This is a genomic window from Telmatobacter bradus (assembly GCF_048629425.1).
GTDB lineage: Bacteria > Acidobacteriota > Terriglobia > Terriglobales > Acidobacteriaceae > Telmatobacter > Telmatobacter bradus.
Genome location: NZ_CP184532.1, coordinates 2,718,231 through 2,737,647, shown reverse-complemented (window position 1 = coordinate 2,737,647; position 19,417 = coordinate 2,718,231). Strand labels below are relative to the sequence as shown.

The 19,417-nt window shown below is 55.7% G+C and carries 16 protein-coding genes; 7 read left to right on the top strand and 9 right to left on the bottom strand.

What is annotated here, in order from left to right:
* Positions 1-53 precede the first annotated feature (53 nt).
* Both ACOBR2_RS11350 and ACOBR2_RS11345 read left to right on the top strand, forming a co-directional pair.
* Positions 54-866 carry a hypothetical protein gene (locus ACOBR2_RS11350; protein WP_420236228.1) on the top strand — a complete coding sequence of 271 codons (813 nt, stop codon included), beginning with the start codon at positions 54-56 and terminating at the stop codon, positions 864-866.
* A 142-nt stretch (positions 867-1,008) separates the two neighbouring features.
* Positions 1,009-1,260 carry a LysR family transcriptional regulator gene (locus ACOBR2_RS11345; RefSeq protein ID WP_420236227.1) on the top strand — a complete coding sequence of 84 codons (252 nt, stop codon included), beginning with the start codon at positions 1,009-1,011 and terminating at the stop codon, positions 1,258-1,260.
* 15 nt (positions 1,261-1,275) lie between these two features.
* Here the strand turns inward: ACOBR2_RS11345 and ACOBR2_RS11340 are convergent, their stop codons facing one another.
* Positions 1,276-1,533 carry a hypothetical protein gene (locus ACOBR2_RS11340; RefSeq protein WP_420236226.1) on the bottom strand — a complete coding sequence of 86 codons (258 nt, stop codon included), beginning with the start codon at positions 1,531-1,533 and terminating at the stop codon, positions 1,276-1,278.
* A 712-nt stretch (positions 1,534-2,245) separates the two neighbouring features.
* On the opposite strand from ACOBR2_RS11340, the gene ACOBR2_RS11335 reads away from it, so the two are divergent.
* Complete coding sequence (locus tag ACOBR2_RS11335) at positions 2,246-3,283, top strand: tyrosine-type recombinase/integrase (RefSeq protein ID WP_420236225.1); 1,038 nt, start codon at positions 2,246-2,248, stop codon at positions 3,281-3,283.
* An 11-nt stretch (positions 3,284-3,294) separates the two neighbouring features.
* On the opposite strand, the gene ACOBR2_RS11330 is transcribed toward ACOBR2_RS11335, so the two are convergent.
* The gene (locus ACOBR2_RS11330; protein ID WP_420236224.1) at positions 3,295-3,897 is read right to left on the bottom strand and encodes a hypothetical protein; all 603 of its coding nucleotides are present in this window, start codon (positions 3,895-3,897) and stop codon (positions 3,295-3,297) included.
* Between the two features lie 52 nt (positions 3,898-3,949).
* On the opposite strand from ACOBR2_RS11330, the gene ACOBR2_RS11325 reads away from it, so the two are divergent.
* Positions 3,950-4,885 carry a LysR family transcriptional regulator gene (locus tag ACOBR2_RS11325; RefSeq protein WP_420236223.1) on the top strand — a complete coding sequence of 312 codons (936 nt, stop codon included), beginning with the start codon at positions 3,950-3,952 and terminating at the stop codon, positions 4,883-4,885.
* A gap of 777 nt (positions 4,886-5,662) precedes the next feature.
* On the opposite strand, the gene ACOBR2_RS11320 is transcribed toward ACOBR2_RS11325, so the two are convergent.
* From ACOBR2_RS11320 to ACOBR2_RS11290, 7 genes are all read right to left on the bottom strand, one after another.
* Positions 5,663-9,493: a tetratricopeptide repeat protein gene (locus ACOBR2_RS11320; protein ID WP_420236222.1), complete on the bottom strand. Its 3,831-nt coding sequence runs from the start codon at positions 9,491-9,493 to the stop codon at positions 5,663-5,665.
* Between the two features lie 417 nt (positions 9,494-9,910).
* Positions 9,911-10,444, bottom strand: a complete 534-nt coding sequence (locus tag ACOBR2_RS11315) for a hypothetical protein (protein ID WP_420236221.1) — start codon at positions 10,442-10,444, stop codon at positions 9,911-9,913.
* 126 nt (positions 10,445-10,570) lie between these two features.
* Positions 10,571-11,581: a tyrosine-type recombinase/integrase gene (locus tag ACOBR2_RS11310; RefSeq protein ID WP_420236220.1), complete on the bottom strand. Its 1,011-nt coding sequence runs from the start codon at positions 11,579-11,581 to the stop codon at positions 10,571-10,573.
* Positions 11,574-12,536 carry a tyrosine-type recombinase/integrase gene (locus ACOBR2_RS11305; protein WP_420236219.1) on the bottom strand — a complete coding sequence of 321 codons (963 nt, stop codon included), beginning with the start codon at positions 12,534-12,536 and terminating at the stop codon, positions 11,574-11,576. The genes ACOBR2_RS11310 and ACOBR2_RS11305 overlap by 8 nt, the downstream gene beginning before the upstream one ends.
* Complete coding sequence (locus ACOBR2_RS11300; RefSeq protein WP_420236218.1) at positions 12,533-13,789, bottom strand: site-specific integrase; 1,257 nt, start codon at positions 13,787-13,789, stop codon at positions 12,533-12,535. The genes ACOBR2_RS11305 and ACOBR2_RS11300 overlap by 4 nt, the downstream gene beginning before the upstream one ends.
* A 103-nt stretch (positions 13,790-13,892) precedes the next feature.
* Complete coding sequence (locus tag ACOBR2_RS11295; RefSeq protein ID WP_420236217.1) at positions 13,893-15,002, bottom strand: ParB/RepB/Spo0J family partition protein; 1,110 nt, start codon at positions 15,000-15,002, stop codon at positions 13,893-13,895.
* 73 nt (positions 15,003-15,075) lie between these two features.
* Positions 15,076-15,351, bottom strand: a complete 276-nt coding sequence (locus ACOBR2_RS11290) for a hypothetical protein (RefSeq protein ID WP_420236216.1) — start codon at positions 15,349-15,351, stop codon at positions 15,076-15,078.
* A gap of 292 nt (positions 15,352-15,643) precedes the next feature.
* On the opposite strand from ACOBR2_RS11290, the gene ACOBR2_RS11285 reads away from it, so the two are divergent.
* The 3 genes from ACOBR2_RS11285 to ACOBR2_RS11275 are packed head-to-tail and all read left to right on the top strand — an operon-like array spanning position 15,644 to position 19,389.
* Entirely contained in the window at positions 15,644-16,897 is a 1,254-nt protein-coding gene (locus ACOBR2_RS11285) for a tyrosine-type recombinase/integrase (RefSeq protein WP_420236215.1), read from the top strand.
* Positions 16,894-18,096 carry a hypothetical protein gene (locus ACOBR2_RS11280; protein WP_420236214.1) on the top strand — a complete coding sequence of 401 codons (1,203 nt, stop codon included), beginning with the start codon at positions 16,894-16,896 and terminating at the stop codon, positions 18,094-18,096. The genes ACOBR2_RS11285 and ACOBR2_RS11280 overlap by 4 nt, the downstream gene beginning before the upstream one ends.
* Positions 18,097-18,153: 57 nt before the next feature.
* Positions 18,154-19,389, top strand: coding sequence for an ISL3 family transposase (locus ACOBR2_RS11275; RefSeq protein ID WP_420236124.1), 1,236 nt, complete (start codon positions 18,154-18,156; stop codon positions 19,387-19,389).
* Positions 19,390-19,417: the final 28 nt, after the last annotated feature.

The window sequence follows — 19,417 nt, the reverse complement described above, 5'->3', positions numbered from 1 at the left end:
CGGGCAGCGTGCGCAAGAAGCACTCTACAATCCGCTCAGCGCAGGAGGGCATCATGTTCAAGCAGACTCTGTTTATGCTTTCGTTAATTCTGGTTGCGTCCTCGTCGGTTCCGGTAGTATTCGCGCAGACCAACTCAGAGGTCGCTCCTGTCGATGTGCGCACGGAAGACTCAGTCCTACTCGACATCCCCGGAGCCGTGCTGGATAACAATGTCTACGGCAAGGGCAACATCACGAATTACAAGCAGTCCATCTTTCGCGGCAAGAACAACGCTGGCTGGAATTGGGATTGGCCGGAGAGCGGTGGACCGGAGTTGAAGAGCTATCCCGAGGTGCTTATCGGGCGTTCGCCGTGGAGCGATGTCGGCGGGATCGCCGGTGCGGCGGAATTGCATGCAGGGAACCAGCTACCCCGCCGACTGTCCGAAGCTCGCCAAACCCTCGACTTCGACTTCGTCACTGTCGCCAACGGGCTCTGGCTCGCAAGTTTTGACTTCTGGATTACCAGCTCCGACCATCCTGCCAAAAATGATATTGTGAGCAATCTATGCATTTGGACCATGAACCATGGCCTAAAGCCTTCGGACGTTTACAAAGGCCGTCATATGAAGTTGAAGATCGGCGGTCGCACCTACGAGGCCATCTTCGAGACACCCAAAGACAATCCAGACAAATCATGGAAGACCCTCTGTCTGATTGACACCGAGCCGCGCAGCAAAGGCAGTCTTGCGCTGGGGCCATTGATGGACGCACTGATCGCTCACGGGTTGGCAAAGCCGACGGACTTCCTCGCCACCGCGGAATTGGGCACCGAGGTAGCTTTCGGCAAGGGCCACACGACGCTTCAGATCTTTAAGCTGAGATAGGCTGTCGTGTACCTCTCTTGATAACGGTGAATTCTGGTGCGACAACGCGATCATAGCCAAAGCTCCAAGTTCGATTGCAGATGCCGGATTGGAGCAGGCTGAGGCGCTCAAAACACACCGGCTGCGGGACTTGGAGTAGCACATGCCCGAATACATTTCAGCAGAATTTCTGCACTGGATGGTAGTCCTTGCCGATGAACAGAGCTTTTCCGCAGCAGCGCAAAAGCTGCATATCGCCCCTTCTGTTTTGCGCGCGCGGACTCATGAACTTTCCATACGCGTGGGATGCCAGATATTTCTTGAGAAGGAAAATCTAGTGGAGTTGACAGAAGGCGGTAGGGGCCTGGTCAACATCTTACGTGATTATCTGGCTTGGCTTGAAAAACAGAAGTAGCAGAGAAACGATCATTTAAGGCTTGTGAAATCCATGTGCTTCTAGCATCTCTTCGTCGATTTCGGCGGAATATACTGGACAGGAGTTCAGGAACTTGTACTCTTCCAGATTCTGCACATCTTCTGGGCAGATCAGATGCAGATTCTTCAAGAGCGCAAGCATAGTTGCGCGGTTGTCAAAACTGCGGACGCGTATGGGGACATCCTTCAATGGACCTGAGACAAGCACATTGAAACCATCATTAGCCAAAAATATAATGATTTTTACCGTCATGGCAATAGCGCCTCCAAACTGTTTTATCGGTGCTGGCAATTCCTGGGATGGCCGAATCCATCGTATCTTATCTGCATCCTTGGGGGAACGAATAACAAGTTGAATCGATGAAGTAGCGCATAAACCTGTGGTTCCTGATCGCCAGGCAGAAACATGGATTGTGTCACGTCAAAGAACCCGTCTCACCTTAACCATCTCCGACCATCCGGGTACGTTATAGAGATAATCAAGGGGAAGGCTGAGTGCCAGCACGCTATCCATAGAGAGAACACCTTCAGCACTGAGCAGACGAGAATCCGAGTTCTGAACGCGAAAAGTATCCCAGGGAAGTATCACTGGGATGGACTGGCGGACCGAAAATCCGCTGCGTGTCTGTCCTGTTCTGGTGATACTGGTAGTGATACTTTGTTCAGGAATTCTGTTCGCTATTGTGCGCGGTAGTGCAAAATAAAATATTCAATATCTTGTTGAATTATATAGTCTTACTCTTCACCGTGCGACGTTGTGCGATATGGCGCGAATAGCCAATAAATAGACTTAAAATCCGCAGACCGCAAGGTCGTGGGGGTTCAAGTCCCCCTCCGGGTACCAATTAAATCAATGGTTTAGATAGGCGTGTCAGCCTCTTGTGAATCATAAAAATAGTGCTGGTGCCGCTTTTGGGGCCGCTTTGTTCCGACTTTGCTAGGATCGCATTAGGAGGACAATTCCTATGCCGAGAAAGGTAGTTCGCAAGGAGCGCGGCATCTTTGAGAAAGTTCCCGGCTCCGGCATCTGGTGGATTCGCTTCAAGGTGGATGGCGTTGAGCACCGCGAGAAGGTGGGCCGTCGTGGCGATGCCATGAAGTTGTATGCCCTGCGGAAGGCCGACGTGGTTCGTGGCGTGAAGCTCCCGGCGAACATGAAGCACAAGGGCGTCAAATTTGCCGTGATCGCCCAGGAAGCCATCGACTGGTACATCAACCACGAGCGCAAAGACATTCGCAACTTCACGGGCAGGATGAAATTCATCGTGGAGGCGTTCGGCGAGAGAGTCGCGGACGAGATCAAGCCATCCGAGATCGATACCTGGATCGGCGCTCACGACTGGAGTCCGGCAACGAAGAACCGCTACAAGAATGTTTTTGGGAAGACGTTCAAGATTGCTCTGGCCGACGGCAAAGTGACCAGCAACCCTGCGCACCTGGTTGAGCAGAGAGCGGAGAACAATGCCCGCATCCGATTTTTGTCAAACGACGAAGAGAGGCGGCTGCGCGAAGCTATCACCAAACAATTCCCCATCCATCTGCCGGAGTTCGATGTTGCACTAAATACAGGGATGCGGAAGAGTGAGCAGTTCAGTTTGGAGTGGTCGGAGGTGTCGCTGGATCGTAAGCGCATCCGTCTGGAGAAGACGAAGAACGGAAGCGACCGCGAGATTCCGCTGAACAGGACGTGCCTCAAGGTCTTTGAAGCGCTCCATGCAACCCGGCCACACGATGGCAGAGTCTTTCAGTCCAAGTACGGCCAGGATCTGAACAATCCTCGAAAATGGTTTGAGTTGGCTATTGAGGCGTCTAAGGTTCTGAACTTTCGCTGGCATGATCTGCGCCACACCTTCATCAGTCGTCTGGTCATGAAGGATGTAAATCTCCGAACGGTGCAGGAACTCGCGGGGCACAAGACCATTTCCATGACGACGAGGTATGCGCATCTCGCGCCTGAACATAACCAGGCTGCCATCGAGAGGCTGGATTCGGATACTGCTTAATGGCGTGTGAATCACTCGCTTCCATTCATCGCAAGTGGCTTTGTGTCATCTGGCCGTTCACTTTGCGGCTGAAAGCGACCGGTCAGTGCTGCCTGAGAATCTTGACCGGTCATTGCATGATCGGGTGCTCGCGGAATGACAGAGCGGACTGAATCCGGGTGATCTTCTCTGGCGAATCTTCTGATCGCACTTGCTGGAATAAGAATCTTGCCCCCAACACGGCGAGCAGAAAGACGACCGGTTGTGACGAGGTAATCAATCGAACGAATGCTCAAGCTGAGTGCCTCGGCGGTGTCACGTCGGGAATAGAGAAGCTTTTCTACAGGGTGATCCATGCATCCTCTCCTTTGCTCAACTTTCATGGTTTTTCCATGCGCTAAATCCGCACGGTGATGGCCTGTTTTTGATTTTGGCCCGGCCTTTTGACTGGAACGGAGGCCAAAGTATTTCCCATCATGGGGATGGCTGCTTCGATACGTCCAATGAAAAGTAGGGAGTCCGTTATGCACAAATGGAATAACGAGCATTCTGGCGCAATATTTATGCAACCGCGTCGATTTGAAGAGCATCGAATCGGCATCATATTCCCCGTCGCTACAATGCTGCGGGTACATTGTTTTTCTTGCGGTTGCTATCCTGCCTTGGTTTTCGGTTCGGAGGATGGCTATGGTGCTACCAGAGATCCGATTGCTACAGGCGGCGATTGCGCTGGCTGAAGAATTAAACTTCTCGCGGGCCGCCGAACGGCTGCGAATCGGCCAATCGACTCTCAGTAGGCGAATTCTTGAGTTGGAATTTCAGCTTGGTTTTCGGCTTTTCGTGCGCAATCACCAGTTCGTCGAATTGACCGATGCTGGTCGCCACTTCGTGGAAGAGGCGCGAGATGCAGTTCTGCACGCTGAACGCGCCGTTTTGAATGCCTCCGCAGTGTTTCGCGGAGCGGACGAGATTCTCAATGTCGGGAAGTCAGCCTATACCGATCCTTATCTGGTCACCACTCTCCAGTCGGTTCGACTGCCACTGTATCCCGGCCTTCGGATAAAGCTGTGGAGCAATTATTCGCACGAACTGGCACGTGAAGTCATTGCAGGGAAATTGAGCATGGCATTGATTACCGCAGTTCCTGATGCTCCCAAGCTCAGTCTTCTGACGGTCGCAGAGCATCCGATCTACATTGCCCTGTCCATGGACGATCCCCTTGCGTGGAAAAAAGAACTTCATCTACAAGATTTGAGTGCTCGTGATTGGATTCTCCCTGCGCAGCACGCGAATCCTCATCTCTACGAGTTGATTCAACGGACAACTTCGGAGAAAGGAGTCATTGCTACTGATGTGCACTATGTCATGACAGCCGAAGAGGCATCGGAACTGGTCTTGAATCACAAAGGGGTCGCGTTTTTAACCCGCACGGGGGCGTGGCGGATTGCGCGCGACGAAATTACAATGCGGCCACTTGTCGAAGAACGATTGAAGCTGGTTACAAAGCTCGCCACAAGGGCGGACGAAAGGTCACGGCTGGTCAGTGAGTTTGTTCGTGCTGCTGGACGAAAGTTGAGTAGTGCTCCACCTGTCCTTCAAGCGCGTCTGCCGTTAGGCGGATGAATGATCGTTCTCTTCAACCTCTTGGATCGTTATATTTAGAGGCCCCTCAAGGCCGCACTTCGGGCAGGGAAAGATTCCCGAGGTGAGCGCTCGGCCTTCAAATAGCTCTCTGCGGAATGTGCTGCCGCAATGTGCACACAAATGGAAATGCATGAGTTTGGGGCGGGAGAGGCTGGAGTCGTTTGCCATGGACGATTTCTCCTTCTTGCGAAATCCTTCGCTGGTTCAGGAAGAAAAAACACCTCTGGTTCCAAATCCCTACGTGCGACTACCTGTAATGAAAGAGTTTAGCGCAAAATTGGTTTCCGATATAGTCTGCGGCTTTCGGCGATAGCCCGTTAAGTAGTCAAGAGCAGACCCGGCGTACAGCGTTGGCACACGCAAGACGGAAATCAAACGGGCAGCGGGCAGACGGCAGACGGCAGACAGATTAAAAAACGCATCCGATATCGCCCAAGACTTCATACGTAAAGTATATCAACTATTTACGGATAAGTTCTAAGCACTCTCTGAGCGCAATGGCCTCTCAACCGTTGAAGAGTCATTCACCTGTCCGAGACAGCGACTATACGTCAAAGTGGCGAGATGCGATTTTCTGAGAATTAATCAACTCGGCAGGCTCGGTCTAAAAGCGGCAACAGACAATCGATTTGTTGGGAAATTTGTGCGAGTGCAATAGGACGCGCGGCGCTATAGCTATTTTCTCACGAGGTGACTGCGCAGTAGTGATATTGCTGGCGGGGAAAAACTGAAGCCGCAATCACATGAGGCTACAACTCACGGGTTGACCTTATTGATAAAGTCAATCGCCGCACTAGTCATGACATCGTTGATAATTGGCACCCACTCATCGCGCCATGGCAACTGTGCACCCTGAAAGGCCCGTGAAATGAGACCGAGGACTTTGATTCCGTCACGCCTCGCGGCAATTGTTTCTAGAAGGCTACGGATGACATTGGCGCGATCTTTATTGTCAGCGACCTCGCGAATGATCTCTGACGCAATCCCGCCGATGATGGCAAAGATGTTCTCAGTGATGCGCAGATTGATAAAGGGCACGAGCGCATGGCTGAAGGGAGGAACGCTTTTATCAAAAGATGCGCGACGGGCAGATTCAACGAAGATCGCGGGAGTGATTGTCACAACCTCATAGCGGTAACCGAGCATCGTGGTCACGGCTGCAATCGCGTCTTTGCGGGACAGGAAGCCTCTTGATTCCAAGTTGGCGACGACAAGCTCTGTCCAGGCGACACGGACGCCATACTCCTTGATGGCGATGCTGGACTGGACGAAATCGTCGGACCACAAAACGCGGCCTGGTTTCTTGGCAAGCAGCATTGCTTGCGTGCCGTACCTGCCAAATATGGCAATTAGAGGCTTCTTGGCTTCCTCCGACATGGCCGAAAGTTCGCGGCATGGCTCTACCACAGCGATAGCGCGTACTTTCTCTAGTTGATTCGCGAAATGCTGGTCTCTTTCGGCATATTGTTGTTCCGTGACCTCGAATCCCGCCATCTGCTCGTCCTGCCAACCAATACGAAGCCCGGCGCGCGGTGAGCCGTCATGCGTCTTGCCCGTGATCCTGTCGATCTCTTCGGCACATCCCTGAGAGATGATGATGGGCAGGTTTAGCTTGGTTAAAAGGTCCATGGCATCACAAAGGAACAGAGTGGCGATGGCCGAAAGGTCAAGGACAATCTCCGCCGCCGCACTCAATCCCATTGCCGCGAATACTCGTTGCTGCTGGTTCTCTGGTGCGCACCGAACGATGGACTTGGGATCATTCGCCAAATGAAGGACTGCCTCGAAGGCACTTTCACCGAGGATTCTCCCAACGAAATGCAGTGGCAGCGCTTGAGCAGAATACATCTGTATCGCTTGCTGCTTACCGAGAAGCTGCTGCTCCATCTTGGCGCGTAGCTCGGTAAGGTCAAACTCACCATCCGCCTGACGCGGCAGTTGCATCGATTGCAGCTCGGTTGCTTCCGGGAAGCGAAGTTGCAATTCATTCATGCAGCACTGGTAGCGGTAGACGTATTTACTCAGAATTTGCCTAATTGTCGCTGGGCGTTCCGAAATCCTGCCGGGCGCAAGTAGCACTACATCACCCGCACTCTTGCCGAGAAGGGCCTGTGAAATTGGGTGATCCGGTGCAAACTCATTCAGCTTTGAGTCGGGCTTTAATACATCCTCAATCACATGCCAACGAAAAATGTCTGTGCCGTGCTCAAGGTATTCAACAGCACAGCCCGGCCCGGCCTTGTCGTGCGTGGTGATCTCGATGGGCGGCCCCAATGGGGCGAACAAAAGCATATAGGCACGGTGGGCATCAACGTCATCGAAGTAGCGGTGCAGCACCTCGTAGCCGTAGCGAAGGGCTTCCTCGTGGCGCTTTGTGCACTTGAGGAAGTAGGTGACAGCGCGGGCGAAGTACGGCGTCACCGTCGCCGTATCAGGAAGCGCATCCTCTGGACGCTGAAGAAGGTCCGGGCGAGCGTGCTGGATTGCTGCGTAAGAAATACGCAAACGAATCACGGCATTGTCAGGATGGCGCTCAAGGAACAATTTCAAGATCGCGATAGCACCCTCAAAGTCGTCCTCCAGAAGCAGGTCCACTTCGGCCTGAGTTGATTCCTCCGTGGCCGCTCCGGCCTCACGCACTTCCCGGCACAAGTCAAGAACAGTTGCGTGGTCGCCAAGGCGCTGAGCGCAAACCATGGCTTGATGCGTGGCAAGCGGATTATGGACGCCCGCCACGCGCCGCCACAAGCCGAGGGCCTGGCGATACTCGCCGATGGCGGTGTAAGTCGCCGCCATAAGCTCGATCTCGGTATCGACCGAATCGCCCGAGATTGCTGCTACGGCAGTTTCAAGGCAAGTATTGGCTGACACGTTGTCCTTCATCAGCCAAAACAGTCGAGCAGTCAGGGCCGAACGCGCCACCGAACTCAGCATCTGCGAAGTGGCGGCATCGATCAGAGCTTGCCCCTCGGAGATACGGCCCAATTTTGCGAGCACGCCTAACGTTTCCGCGAATGTTGTGTATCGGAAGTCCTGACTAAGTGGCTCGTCTAAGAGGCAAATTTCCTTGAGCAGATCAGCTGCACGCTGTTCGTCATCGTTATGCGCCCGGCTCAGCAAGAACCCAGCAAACTGACGCTTGAGGCCACCGCCACCGGGTCCGGTGTAGGGTGTTTGCTCCATAATGGAGATTGCACGGTCTGTGTCGCCCAAACGATGTTGCAGCAGAGCGTATCCCGCTTGCGTATTCGGCTCATCCGGGGCGAGACGACAGGCATCTTCGACAAGCAGTCGAGCGCCTTTTTCATCGCCGAGTATTTCCGTAATGCCCGCGCGCTCCATCATAGCCTGAGCGGCGATGTAGTTCTCATCGCGTTCTATCGCACGGGCAATCCCTTCCTTGAAAAGGTCATCTGCCTCTTTCAGCAGCTTCATGTCGGTTTCGGAGAATCCCTCTATGGGTTTTGCCCCACTGCCCAACAGAACGTTATGCGACGTGCATTGGGCCAGCGTGATCTTGGAGATGGGCCAAGGGTTCTCTGCGTTGTCTATCGCGTCTTGGGCGTATTTCCGGCCAGTTACATACAGACGAGCACTCAGGGCCCGCATTGCAATCGTGATGCAAACTTCTTGCCGCACCAGATCTGAGCTAGATGCTCGCGCGATGAGGTCGTCCACTTTCTCGGAAAGCGGGGCGCTATGGATCAGCAGCATAGTTGCTTTCCACGATTCGGGGTGATCGACCTTCAACGCACTGGCCAATTCGTAGGCTTTCTCGTGCTCGTTGCGAAGAGCGTAGGCCTGGGCCTCGACCTCTCGATTTTTCATGGTGCCCTTGGCGTACTGGATCGACTGGAACAGAAGGGCTGAGGCTGGTTTGGCAAGGTTCTTGGCAGCCTCGATATGGCCGAGGTTGGCAATGACCAGAAAGCGCTGCTCGTCGGTGAGATTGTCCCATTTATCGCGGCGCAGCCGAGAAAGCTTCTGCTTCGCAAGTGCAAAGTCCCGGCGCTCGATTTCCTCCTTCGCCTCTGAAATCTCCGCATCGAACTGGTTATTCGTGACGGCGCTTTTTACTTCCGCAACGGCAGAGGAGATACCCGCAAGGTTGTCGTTGACTGCCACAAGCTGTGTGTTGGTGATAATCGTGAGCTTGTCCTGCGCAACCTCGGGATTTTGGTCGAGAATCCGCTCAATCTCTTCCCACCCTTTGAACTCGACGATGAACCCGCCAGCCTCCATGTGTTCCGCGTTGATCTGAGAGATGGCAATCTGCAATTCTGTCGATGTCTTGGAGGTCGTGAGGACAATGTAGCGCTTGAGCCTGAACGGGGCAGTCAGCGCCTTATCTACCTCAGCGCGCAGACTCTTCTCGGCATAGACTGCTTCGAGGTCTTCTGCTTTGCATTGAATCGCGACATGGGGCGGAGGGAATTCGAGGTCGATGATGTCTATGCCATGCTGGCGCTGGCCACGTCTGCCATACCGCTTGAGTCCCGGCATCTTCAGGTGAGCCTGATAGAGGGCGAGGCAAAACTCTTCGAACTCGTCGTCGGTCTTGGGAGCACGATAACGGAAGGATGCCAAATCACACCGCCAGCCCGAAATCGGGGCAAAGGAACTGTCTAAGAGTAACACTAGGCCGCCAACCCATTCATCTACATTGATTTGCCGATAATTCGGCCTTTGCTTACTGATCCTCGGCAGTCAATTTAGACGATTAACCGGCTTTCCGGACAAATGATCGCCAGAACAGCCTTATCTCTTTCTCGACGAGCGATAAATCGCCGAGTATCAAACAAACGAGCCGTCAAATCGACCGAATAGCTCAGTTGCCGTAGTCAGAATCTAAAGCGCGCCGCGCAGTGGGGCGCTCATGACCGTCGGGCGGGCCAGAAATGGCCTCCCGCTGAAGCGGGAGCGCAAATAAGGGTGGGAAGACGGGCAGGAGCACAAAAAAATGGCGGAGCCTGGGTGGGAGGCTCCGCCGGTGACTGGTTGAGGTTATGCCGCCTTGGTTCCCTTGACTGCCTTTGCTGGTGGCTGCGGCGCTGCCTTCTTTATAGCCTTTGCCTTGTCCTTTGCGGCGAACTCCTGCTTGACCTTGGCGGTGATGACGTTCACGTCCACCTTGTACAGTTCGGCGGCTTCTTTGAGCACCTTGCCGGAGTCGGCTGGCGAGTGGGTTGAGTGGAGAATGACGATCTCCACGAGCAAGTGTCCAAGTGTGGACTCGTCGGCTTTGCGGATAAAAGCGGCCAGCATTTTTGCCGGTGTATCGGCGTCGGTGGCCTTTGCTTTGCCGATGCCATGCTGACGGAGAACGATGGCAAGGCGACGTTCGTCCAGCATTGTGGCCAGATGATCAACCACGAAAAGCAGGTCGCGCTTCATCAGGCGAACGGGCACGGCGTCAACGATGGCGCTCAACACCCGCAAGCCGGTTGCTTGTGCGATTGCTTCCTCTCGGCGGCGCTGCTCCTGCTCGGCTTTGATGACAGCATCGGCGGTGGTCGGCTGCTTCCGTGCGTGATGCACGGGGCATTCTGGATTTGCGCAGACGCGGCGTTATGCAAAGTTTCTGATTATGCGCAGCGCCGCTCAGGTCTGGCCTCTGGAACTGGGCGCCTGTGCGGTTGGCGAGAGCAGGCGCTGCGCATAATTTCACAGACTCTCAAGAAACCGCAAAAGTTGGTCAGGAGGCTGGTACCGAAGGCCACTTGTTTTTGCGGGCTGCAAGCGATCAAGAGCGCGTTGCTTCATCGAGAGGTCGGCTTCGATATACATGTGAGTGGTTGTTGGGCTTTCATGACCAAGCCATAATGCAATCACGGTAATATCGACACCGGACTGAAGAAGGTGCATGGCGGTTGTGTGGCGAATGATGTGCGGGGAGATGGTCCGCTGCCGCAACGACAGACACTTCAGGGCGGCGGCGCGGACGGCGAGTTCCAGACGCTGCGTCACATTGGAGCGAGTCATTAGCGTTCCGCCGCGATTCGGAAGCAGGTAGCTAGGTTCTTCTGTGGAATCGAGGCGCCGTATCCATCTCCGCAGGAGCGAAACGGTAGAGCCCCACAATGGAACGCTTCTGTCTTTGCGTCCTTTTCCGTGGAGATGGACACAGGGCGAATGCTCCAGAATTAGATCTTTAAGGCGAATGCCGATGATTTCCGACACTCGTCCTCCGGTGTTGTAAAGCATGGTCAGTAGTGCACGGTCGCGTTGCCCGGTCCATGTGGACGGGTCCGGCGCATCAAGAACAGCCTCGATCTCTGGCCGCGACAGAAAACCGAGCATGGGTCTGTCATAGCGCTTTGCCGGGATCGCCAGCGATCGTTCAACGACGGCAAGTTCCTTCACATCGTAATGAGCTGCGTATTTCAGAAATGTCCGGAGGGCGGCGAGACGGGCGTTTCGACTGCGGATCGTGTTGTTGCGCTTGCGTTCCAGATAATCGAGGAAGGCAAGCAGAAGATCTTGGTCGAGATCAGCCAGGGTGAATTTGGCTGGTGACTTTCCGAGCCGCTTTTCGGCAAAACAGAGCAACAGCTTGAAGGTGTCTCGATAGGCAGAGATCGTGCAGGAACTGAGCGCCCGATCCCGCTGGAGATGATCAATGAAGAAGCGTTGCAGCAGGGTGGCAAAAGTCGGGGCCAATGAAGGTTTAGCCACGGTTGTCCTCCCGAGACTTCGCTGCGAGTTTTTCGAAGTTCCTGCCGGCGATGGCCATCAGTTCTGGAATGCCGGTAAGGTACCAATAGGTCTCTGAGACGCTACCATGTCCAACATAAGTCGAAAGGGCAGCCATCCCGTTTTCGATGCTGGCACCCTGCTGGTACCAGAGTTGGACGCGCCGGCAGATAAACGTATGTCGCAGATCGTGGATGCGGGGCACGGCGCGAGCGCCGCGTGAACTCCATCCAAGGTCCATACGCAATTGCGCGAAAACGCTCTGAACAGTGCGAACTGGCAAGGACGCGCCATCGGAGGAGACGAAGACGAATGCTTCCGGGGACACTGGCGAATATCGCTGTCGCACAGCTATATACCGCTCCAATGCTGCACAAACTGTGGGATGGAGAGGCACGAGCCGCGACTTCGAAAACTTGGTCTGTCGTACCGTCACAATCCCACGCGTGAAGTCGACGTCCGCGTATCGCAGATGTAATGCTTCTGAGATGCGCAGTCCCGTGGCGGCCAATAGTCCAAACAGTGTCTCGTAAGTAGCCGGACGGAACCTTCCACACGGCCTCATCCTTCTGGCAGCATCCAGAAGATCGAGGATCTCCTGATTCGTGTAAATGTGCGGAGTGACACGTACATACCCTTTACCAAACATGCGCGCGTCGGGAATCTCTGTTCGGGGATCAAATCGCGCGCGATATGCGACAAACGGCCTTATGATCATTAATCGGGCAGCCCAAGCCATGCGCTTAGCAGATGGCCTCTGGCCCTGAACCCAGTCCAAGATGATGCGGCGCGTCAGTGGGCCGCGATGGCCCGATTGGTCTGCAAAGCGAGCAAAAGCCATCAACTGAAATGCAGGAGAGGTGAGAGCAAACCCGCAGCGGCGACGCTCATCGAGATAGTCCTTAACCAGAGACTGCATCGAGCGCTGTGAAGTCATAGCGACCTCCCCGGCCAAGGCATGGCGACGGTACTGAGCTTGTTTACATCGACCTTGGTGTAAATCATCGAGGTGTCGAGGCAGCGGTGCCGCAGAATGTCGGAGATCTCCTTGAGTGGACTTCCGGCCAGGAGTAGCCTGCTCGCCAGACTGTGACGAAGGATGTGAACTCGTGAATATGGCAGTCCGCATCTTCGATATGCTTGCATCACCGCTTTGCGAACTACGTTAGCCTTGACGGGCTTATCGTATGGCGCGCAATGACGAACAAACATGGCACGGTTGGAAGTCCGGGGCCGTTCCGCCCGAAGATACTCAGCGATGGCACTTCCAGTCTCTGCTAGCAAGGGAAGAACGTCGGTGCGCCGGGACTTGTTTGCAACTAGCCGAATCGTGCCGGCGCGCCAGTCGATGTCCGAGAGGCGTAACTGAATAACCTCACAGGCTCGCATGCCAAGATCTGTCATACAACGCACCATGGCGTAGTCTCTCTTGGCCGCCCGGCTCGGTTGTCCGAAAGAATCGAGCAGTTGCTGAACTTCTTGCTCGGAGAGTGTCTCCGGCAGAGATGCAAGACGCCAGCGTGCCACGTTCGGAACGGCATCAAGGAGCCTCTGGACCGAGTCCCCAGTGAACGCCCGAAACTGAAGATAGTTGCGGATGATTCCGCAGAAGAGCTTAATCGTTCCCTGGGCGTATGTTGTTTGCTCGCCCAACACGAATCTACTGATGTCTTTGGGCTGGATCCTTGCCAGGGAAATAGATCCCGATGCATATTTCCTGGTCAGAAATCGGCGAACCACAGCCACGCTATGCCGTCGTGTACTACGAGCAAGCCCTTTGACTTCCTCCATGAAGCGATCAAAACGGTCGAGTTCATCCTGCAAAGGGTCCCGAACTATCTCTTCGTTGGGGATAACGCGACACGTGCGAAGTGTGTGCAGCAAATGTGCAAGAGACGTCTTAAAGTCGTTGCCGCTTCGCCGGGCTCGTGACGGGCAATTACAGTGTGGCAGGTGTTCAGCGACAAAGCGGGCGGTGCTCTTTTCGTCCACTTGCTCAATCTTCAATCCCTGCTGCGTTACCCATGCAGCGAAATGCCCAGCGCAAGACAGATAGTGGCCTCTGGTCGCCGCCGCGTAACGCTCGTGCTCAAGGTCGGAGGAGAACTCCGAGATATAAGGCTGCAGAACACTATCTTCCATCCATGCCCGCGCCTGGGCAGGAAATACAGCTTCATTTTTCATCATCATCTCCTGGGCGTCAGTAACACCCACACCAGAAGACCACCGAAATTATGGATAGTTCGAATATGTTGAACAGTACAAATCCCGAGTGTCTACCTGCGCAAACGGCCTATAACCTTGCGGCGCTGCGCATAATCAGACACTTTGCATAACGCACCTTATGGAGAGATTTCCATAAGGTGCGCAACTCGCCTTTTTCGCTGCCTTCGGTGACAATGGCCTCGGTGGTAAACTTGCACGTCTTGTACTCCGGCCAGTCGCGCTGCTTCGGATTGGTCGGTTTCTCGGTGTGAATCTCAACGTACTTGTTGCGCGGGACCACTACACCGCCGTCCTTCTGTGCTCCATAGGCGGAGCTGATCTGTACCAACTTCGGTTTCGCTGCGATGCTCTGTCGGATATGTGCTTCGACCTTTGCCGCGTAGCATTTCGGATCGGAGCAGCTATCTGGCTGACCTGATCCGATTTCCGCAAAGAGCAACGTGTTGTGTCCGGTGCGCTTGGGGCAATCAAGGCAAGCTCCCGCCTCTGGTACAAGGTGCGCGTCTTCTTTTGAAAACGGTGCGGATGCAAGCTCCAACAGAATGTTGTGTTCGATCCACTGTTGAAGCTGGCGAACGGGCAAAAGGATGCGCTTGGTTTTGTTGGTGCCGCCATACTGCTCCTGATAGCAAGCGGCGAGTGCTTCTTCCTGTTGCTCCGGTTGCAACTTGGCCAGCAAGAGCGCGTGGCCTACGCCGATTTCATCTTTGGCAAATGCTTCGACGACAGCGGGGGCAAGTTCTACCAATCTCAATCGAGCGGCCACGTATACAGGATTTTTGCCAACCTTGGCTCCTATCTGCTCGATGCTGTACTTTGGCTCTTCAAGCCGCATCAATGCGGCGAATCCCTGCGCTTCGTCAAGCGGATGCACATTGCGGCGCTGGAGATTTTCAACGATGCTGGTTTCGAGTGCCTGGGCATCTGTCAATTCGACGATGCGAACGGGCGCAGTTTCAAGTCCGGCCAGATGCGCCGCGCGATAGCGCCGCGCTCCGGCGACTATCTCGAAGTGCTGGCCCACGGGCCGCACGACAAGCGGCGCAAGAATGCCTTGAGTTTTGATCGACTCGGCTAACTCGTTAAGAGCGGCCTCGTCAAAAGTCCTGCGCGGGTTGTTGGACGACTCTGTAAGGCTTGCAAGTGGAAGGTTGCGATATTCGGATGTGTTCGTCATTGCAGTTTCTCCTCTCATGGTTGAAATGAAGTTGGTGAGCGGGTACGGATGAACGCACCCGCTCTCGGTGTGGTTAGCTGGCTTTTTCCAGTTCGGATTCCGGCTCCTCGGCGAAGAGCGCGTCAAGGATGTTTGCGGAGGCTTGCTGGATGACAGTGAGTGACTCGGTAAGCAACTCGGCGTTGCCGTGATAGAGGCTGATATAGTCGGCGCTGGCGCTGCCGGTCTTGAGGCCAATGGCGCTACTGACGATGAATGCGATGGCCTCGGCCTCGGTTTCGCGTACCGTCTTGGTCGTCATGGTGCGGCGCTCGGTGCGGTGCAACATTTCGTGCGAGACCTCATGCACCAATGTTGCGAACTCCTCGGCCTTCGTCTGGCCGGGTAGCAGTACGATCTTGCCCCCGTAGCTTGCGCCCTGCGCTGGCGCAATGCGCTCGTTGTATTCAAGCTCGATGCCCTGCTGCTGTACGAATTCGACAAGCCGGTCAAGGTGCGCTCCGGCTTCGCCGGTGACTGCGGCGGGTGCGGGAAGCTCGGCTCCATCAGTCTGTGCAACATCTTATCTCGTGATTTGCGCCCGGCACGGCTTGCCAACATGCTCCACCGCGTGGCGGGGATGGACGCCTCGATAGCAGTTCATGGATTCTTGGACTGTTATGACGATTTATCTTGCGAAGCGAAGTTCGGATGAGACCGGCGCACATTTTTGCGTCTGTGATGGCGACGGTAGAGCCGTGCCGTTGTGCGATGAGTTCCTTTTTCAACTCAGGCTGAGAGATTGTTCCGTGTACACGCAGCGTGCGTATGCACTGGGCTTGGCGCATTTCTTCACATGGATCGACACGAACAGTGTTGAGCCAGAGCGGGTAACGCGTCAGGTCGTAGGCCGATATATTGCAGATTTCGGGGAGAGCGAGCCACGCGGTGCGGTGGCCACGCGCGCTGCGCCGAAGATGCGAAGTGCACGCACGGTAAATCATCGACTCAGTGTGTTGGCGTCCTTCTTCGACTTCTATATTCGTCGCGATACTGAAGACGGCTCCGGCGCGTGGTGTGGCCGCACCAACCCCGCATCGGGCAAGTTGCTTGACCGCGAGCTGCGACACGGCATGATGGGCCGCGATCTGCCACCGCGCACGCGACAACGCGATGGCTTTCGTCGTAGAGTGCCCTATGAAGTTCCAAAACGTCTGGAACCTGAAGACATTCAGAAGCTGATCGATGCGGCCTCATCCCTGCGGGACAAGGCGATTCTCACGTTGCTTAGCCGCACCGGCCAGAGGATCGGCGACTGGAACGAGAGTGCGGGCAGGCATGGCATTCTGGGGATGTCGCTGTCGGACATCGACCGCAAGCGTAGCTTGATTGCCGTCCGCCTCAAGGGCGCACGGGACGAACATCGTGCCCCCGTCACTGACGATTTCTGGCCCGTGTACGAGCGCTACATCAAGGAAGAACGCCGCACGACTGAAGACTCCGAAGCGCTCTGGGTTGCTCTGCGGAAGGGACGCGGCAAGCCATTGACCTATGCGGCGTTCGAGTCGTCGCTGCGTTACATCGGCGGCAAGGCTGGCGTGCCTGTCCATCCCCATCTCTTCCGGCACACGCTCGCACAAGGCGTTCTCGACCAGACCGGCAACCTGAAGGTCGCGCAAGAGATCCTCGGCCACGCACATATCTCGACCACGGCGGACATCTATACGCGCGTCGATCCAGTGTCTCTCGTCTCTGCTCTGGCAGCGGTGAAGTCCAGCTTCAACGCTGCGCCCAGTCCACCACTGCCTCTTCCCATCGAAGAGCGTCGATACGTCTTTGCCTACGACGAGGACACCATTGCAGAACTCGAAGACACCGTGAACAACCAAGTACCCACAAGGAGACCACGTCCATGAAGCCATCTCTGGCCGACCGCCCCTACGACAGAGTTGCATTGCTCTCGCGATCCGACGAAGTCATTGCGTCGCTGCGCTTGAGCCGTGAAGACAAGAGCAAGATGCGCAGCGTTTGCAGGCATCTCGCAACCGCACTCGATCACGGCCAAGGGATCACACTCCAGCAGCGATGGCACGACTTCGAGAAGACGGTCTGGCCTGCATGGGCCAAGGGCGTCAACCGACCTTGTACGCTGTGGACCTGGGGCGCACGCGTTCTTGTACCCGCTCGCATCGTCGTCCCAAGCATGGAGTGGCTTTGCGATCTGCGCGTCAACCAGTGGGTCATGCGCTTTCCCGAAGATGATGCCCTCGTCCAGCAACATCGACTGTTGCTGGATGCGACAGTCGGCGTCCGATGGGCATCGCCTCACTCCCGACATCTCGCTGTATCGAGCGGACTGCGCCTGCTGCTGGTTCGCGGTTATACGACGCTGCACGATATTCAGGATGATGACCTCAAGGAGCTATCCACCCACTACTCGAAGGGGATCGATGTCCTTGATGCAGCGCTGTGTGCGCTCGGCGTCTTTGCACGCTCACCCAAGCATGGATCGACACGCCATAGTCGCCGCAGCCCTCTGAGTATTTCCGAACTCGTCGATGTCTCGCGCACACCCGCAGCCTTCCGCGAGATCATGGTTCTCTATCTTGAGACGTATGTCGCCCGCGTCAGCGATCGTTACACAACCCGCAGAGGCAAGACCATTGCCATCGCGCACTTCTGGCGCTTCCTCGCGGAAAAACACCCCGAGGTGTCAAGCCCCGCGCAGGTGCGACCACTCCACCTGCGCGAGTATATCCCCCACATCATGGCTCATGCGCTGACCGTAAGACGCGGCAAGGATACCGGCGACGAGGTGCGCTGTACTGCGCACTCCTGGCTGACCGACGTGCGCACTTTCTTCAGCGATCTTTGCACCTGGGCACTGGAACCCGATTCCCCATTCCACGGTTTTTCTCCACCCACGGTCCCACTCACTCGGCACTCTTTGCTAGGACTCGGTTTCGACAAGGCACGCGAGCGAACACGCGCACGCATCACGGCCACCGTGCTCGACCTCGAACGCGAGATGCCGGCGATTCGTTCTTTCGCACTGCGCAGATGGAACGATGCAACAGCTCGCATGGAAAGTTTGGCTCTGCGCAGGAATCTGTAAGGCAGCGTGATTTTCGCGGGTTTTGCTTGAGGTGTGGAATCGGCTATTCTCCTCCCGATGCGCGACAACGATTGGACGCGGGTATTGGGATGGCCGGGCTACAAGGTCTACCGGCATGAGATTGACGAGCCTGGCAAAAGGCTGAAGCTTTGGGTTCGGCGCAAGCGGGCCAACAAGTTGCTGGTCTGTTCCGGCTGCGGCAGGCCAACAGGCGAAATGGTAGCCAGCTATGAGCGGGAAGTGCGCGATCTGCCGTGCTTCGAGTATCTGACCACGGTGGTGATCGAGCTGTACCGGGTTCGTTGCCTGGACTGCGGCGTCAAGGCGGAGAAGGTGCCGCTGCTTCCTGGCAAAGCGCCCTTCAGCAAGCGTTTCGAGGATGCGGTAGGCCAAGCCTGCGAAAGCTCCGCAGCCAGCCGAGTAGCGCGGCAGTTTGGTCTGGCGGCGAGCACGGTGCGGGCCATCGATCAGCGGTATCTGGCGCGTTGGGCAAAGTCGCGGCGCAAGCCGGCCTTGCGGCAGATGGGTGTGGACGAGATCTTTGTGGGCAAAAAGCAAAAGTTCATCACCGTGGTGAGCAACCTCGGGACCGCCGAGCCTCTGTGGTTCGGCGCGGAGCGGAAGAAGGAAACGCTCGACGAGTTCTTCGCCAAGCAACTGAGCCCCTTTCAACGTGGCGCGGTGCAGGCTGCCTGCGTCGATATGTGGGAACCGTTCAAGCAGAGCATCGCCGAGTGGCTGCCCAACTGCCGCATCATCTATGACAAATTTCACATCATGAAGCACGCCGGAGCGGCTGTGGATGAGGTGCGCCGCCAGGAGTTCTTCCGCAAGGGCGGGCCGGCGCGGGAACTGGTCAAGGGCAAGCGCTGGCTGCTGCTGACGCGCTGGGTGCATCTGACCGCGCGCCAAAAACAGCAACTCAACGAACTGTTTGCGCTGAACCGGCGCGTGATGAAGGCGTACCTGCTCAAGGAAAGTCTGGATCGGCTGTGGAGCTACAGATATGAGGGCGCGATGTTGCGCTACCTGAAGAACTGGATCGATCAGTTGCGCTGGCAGCGGCTCAAGCCCATGGAGAAGTTGGCCGACATGCTGCTTCGCCATCTGGAGGGAATCCTGAACTACTGCAGAACAAAGGTTCCCCTGGGGGTGGTCGAAGCAGTCAACGGCAACATCAAAGCGCTGTTGCGACGCGGACGCGGCTACCGCAATCTCAACTACCTGCTGCTGAAAGCGCAACGGCTGGCCGCCACAAGAACCCAACTCGTCGCCTTTCAGAAAGCCGCGTAAAACGATGGCCTTTACACATTCTCGTCAA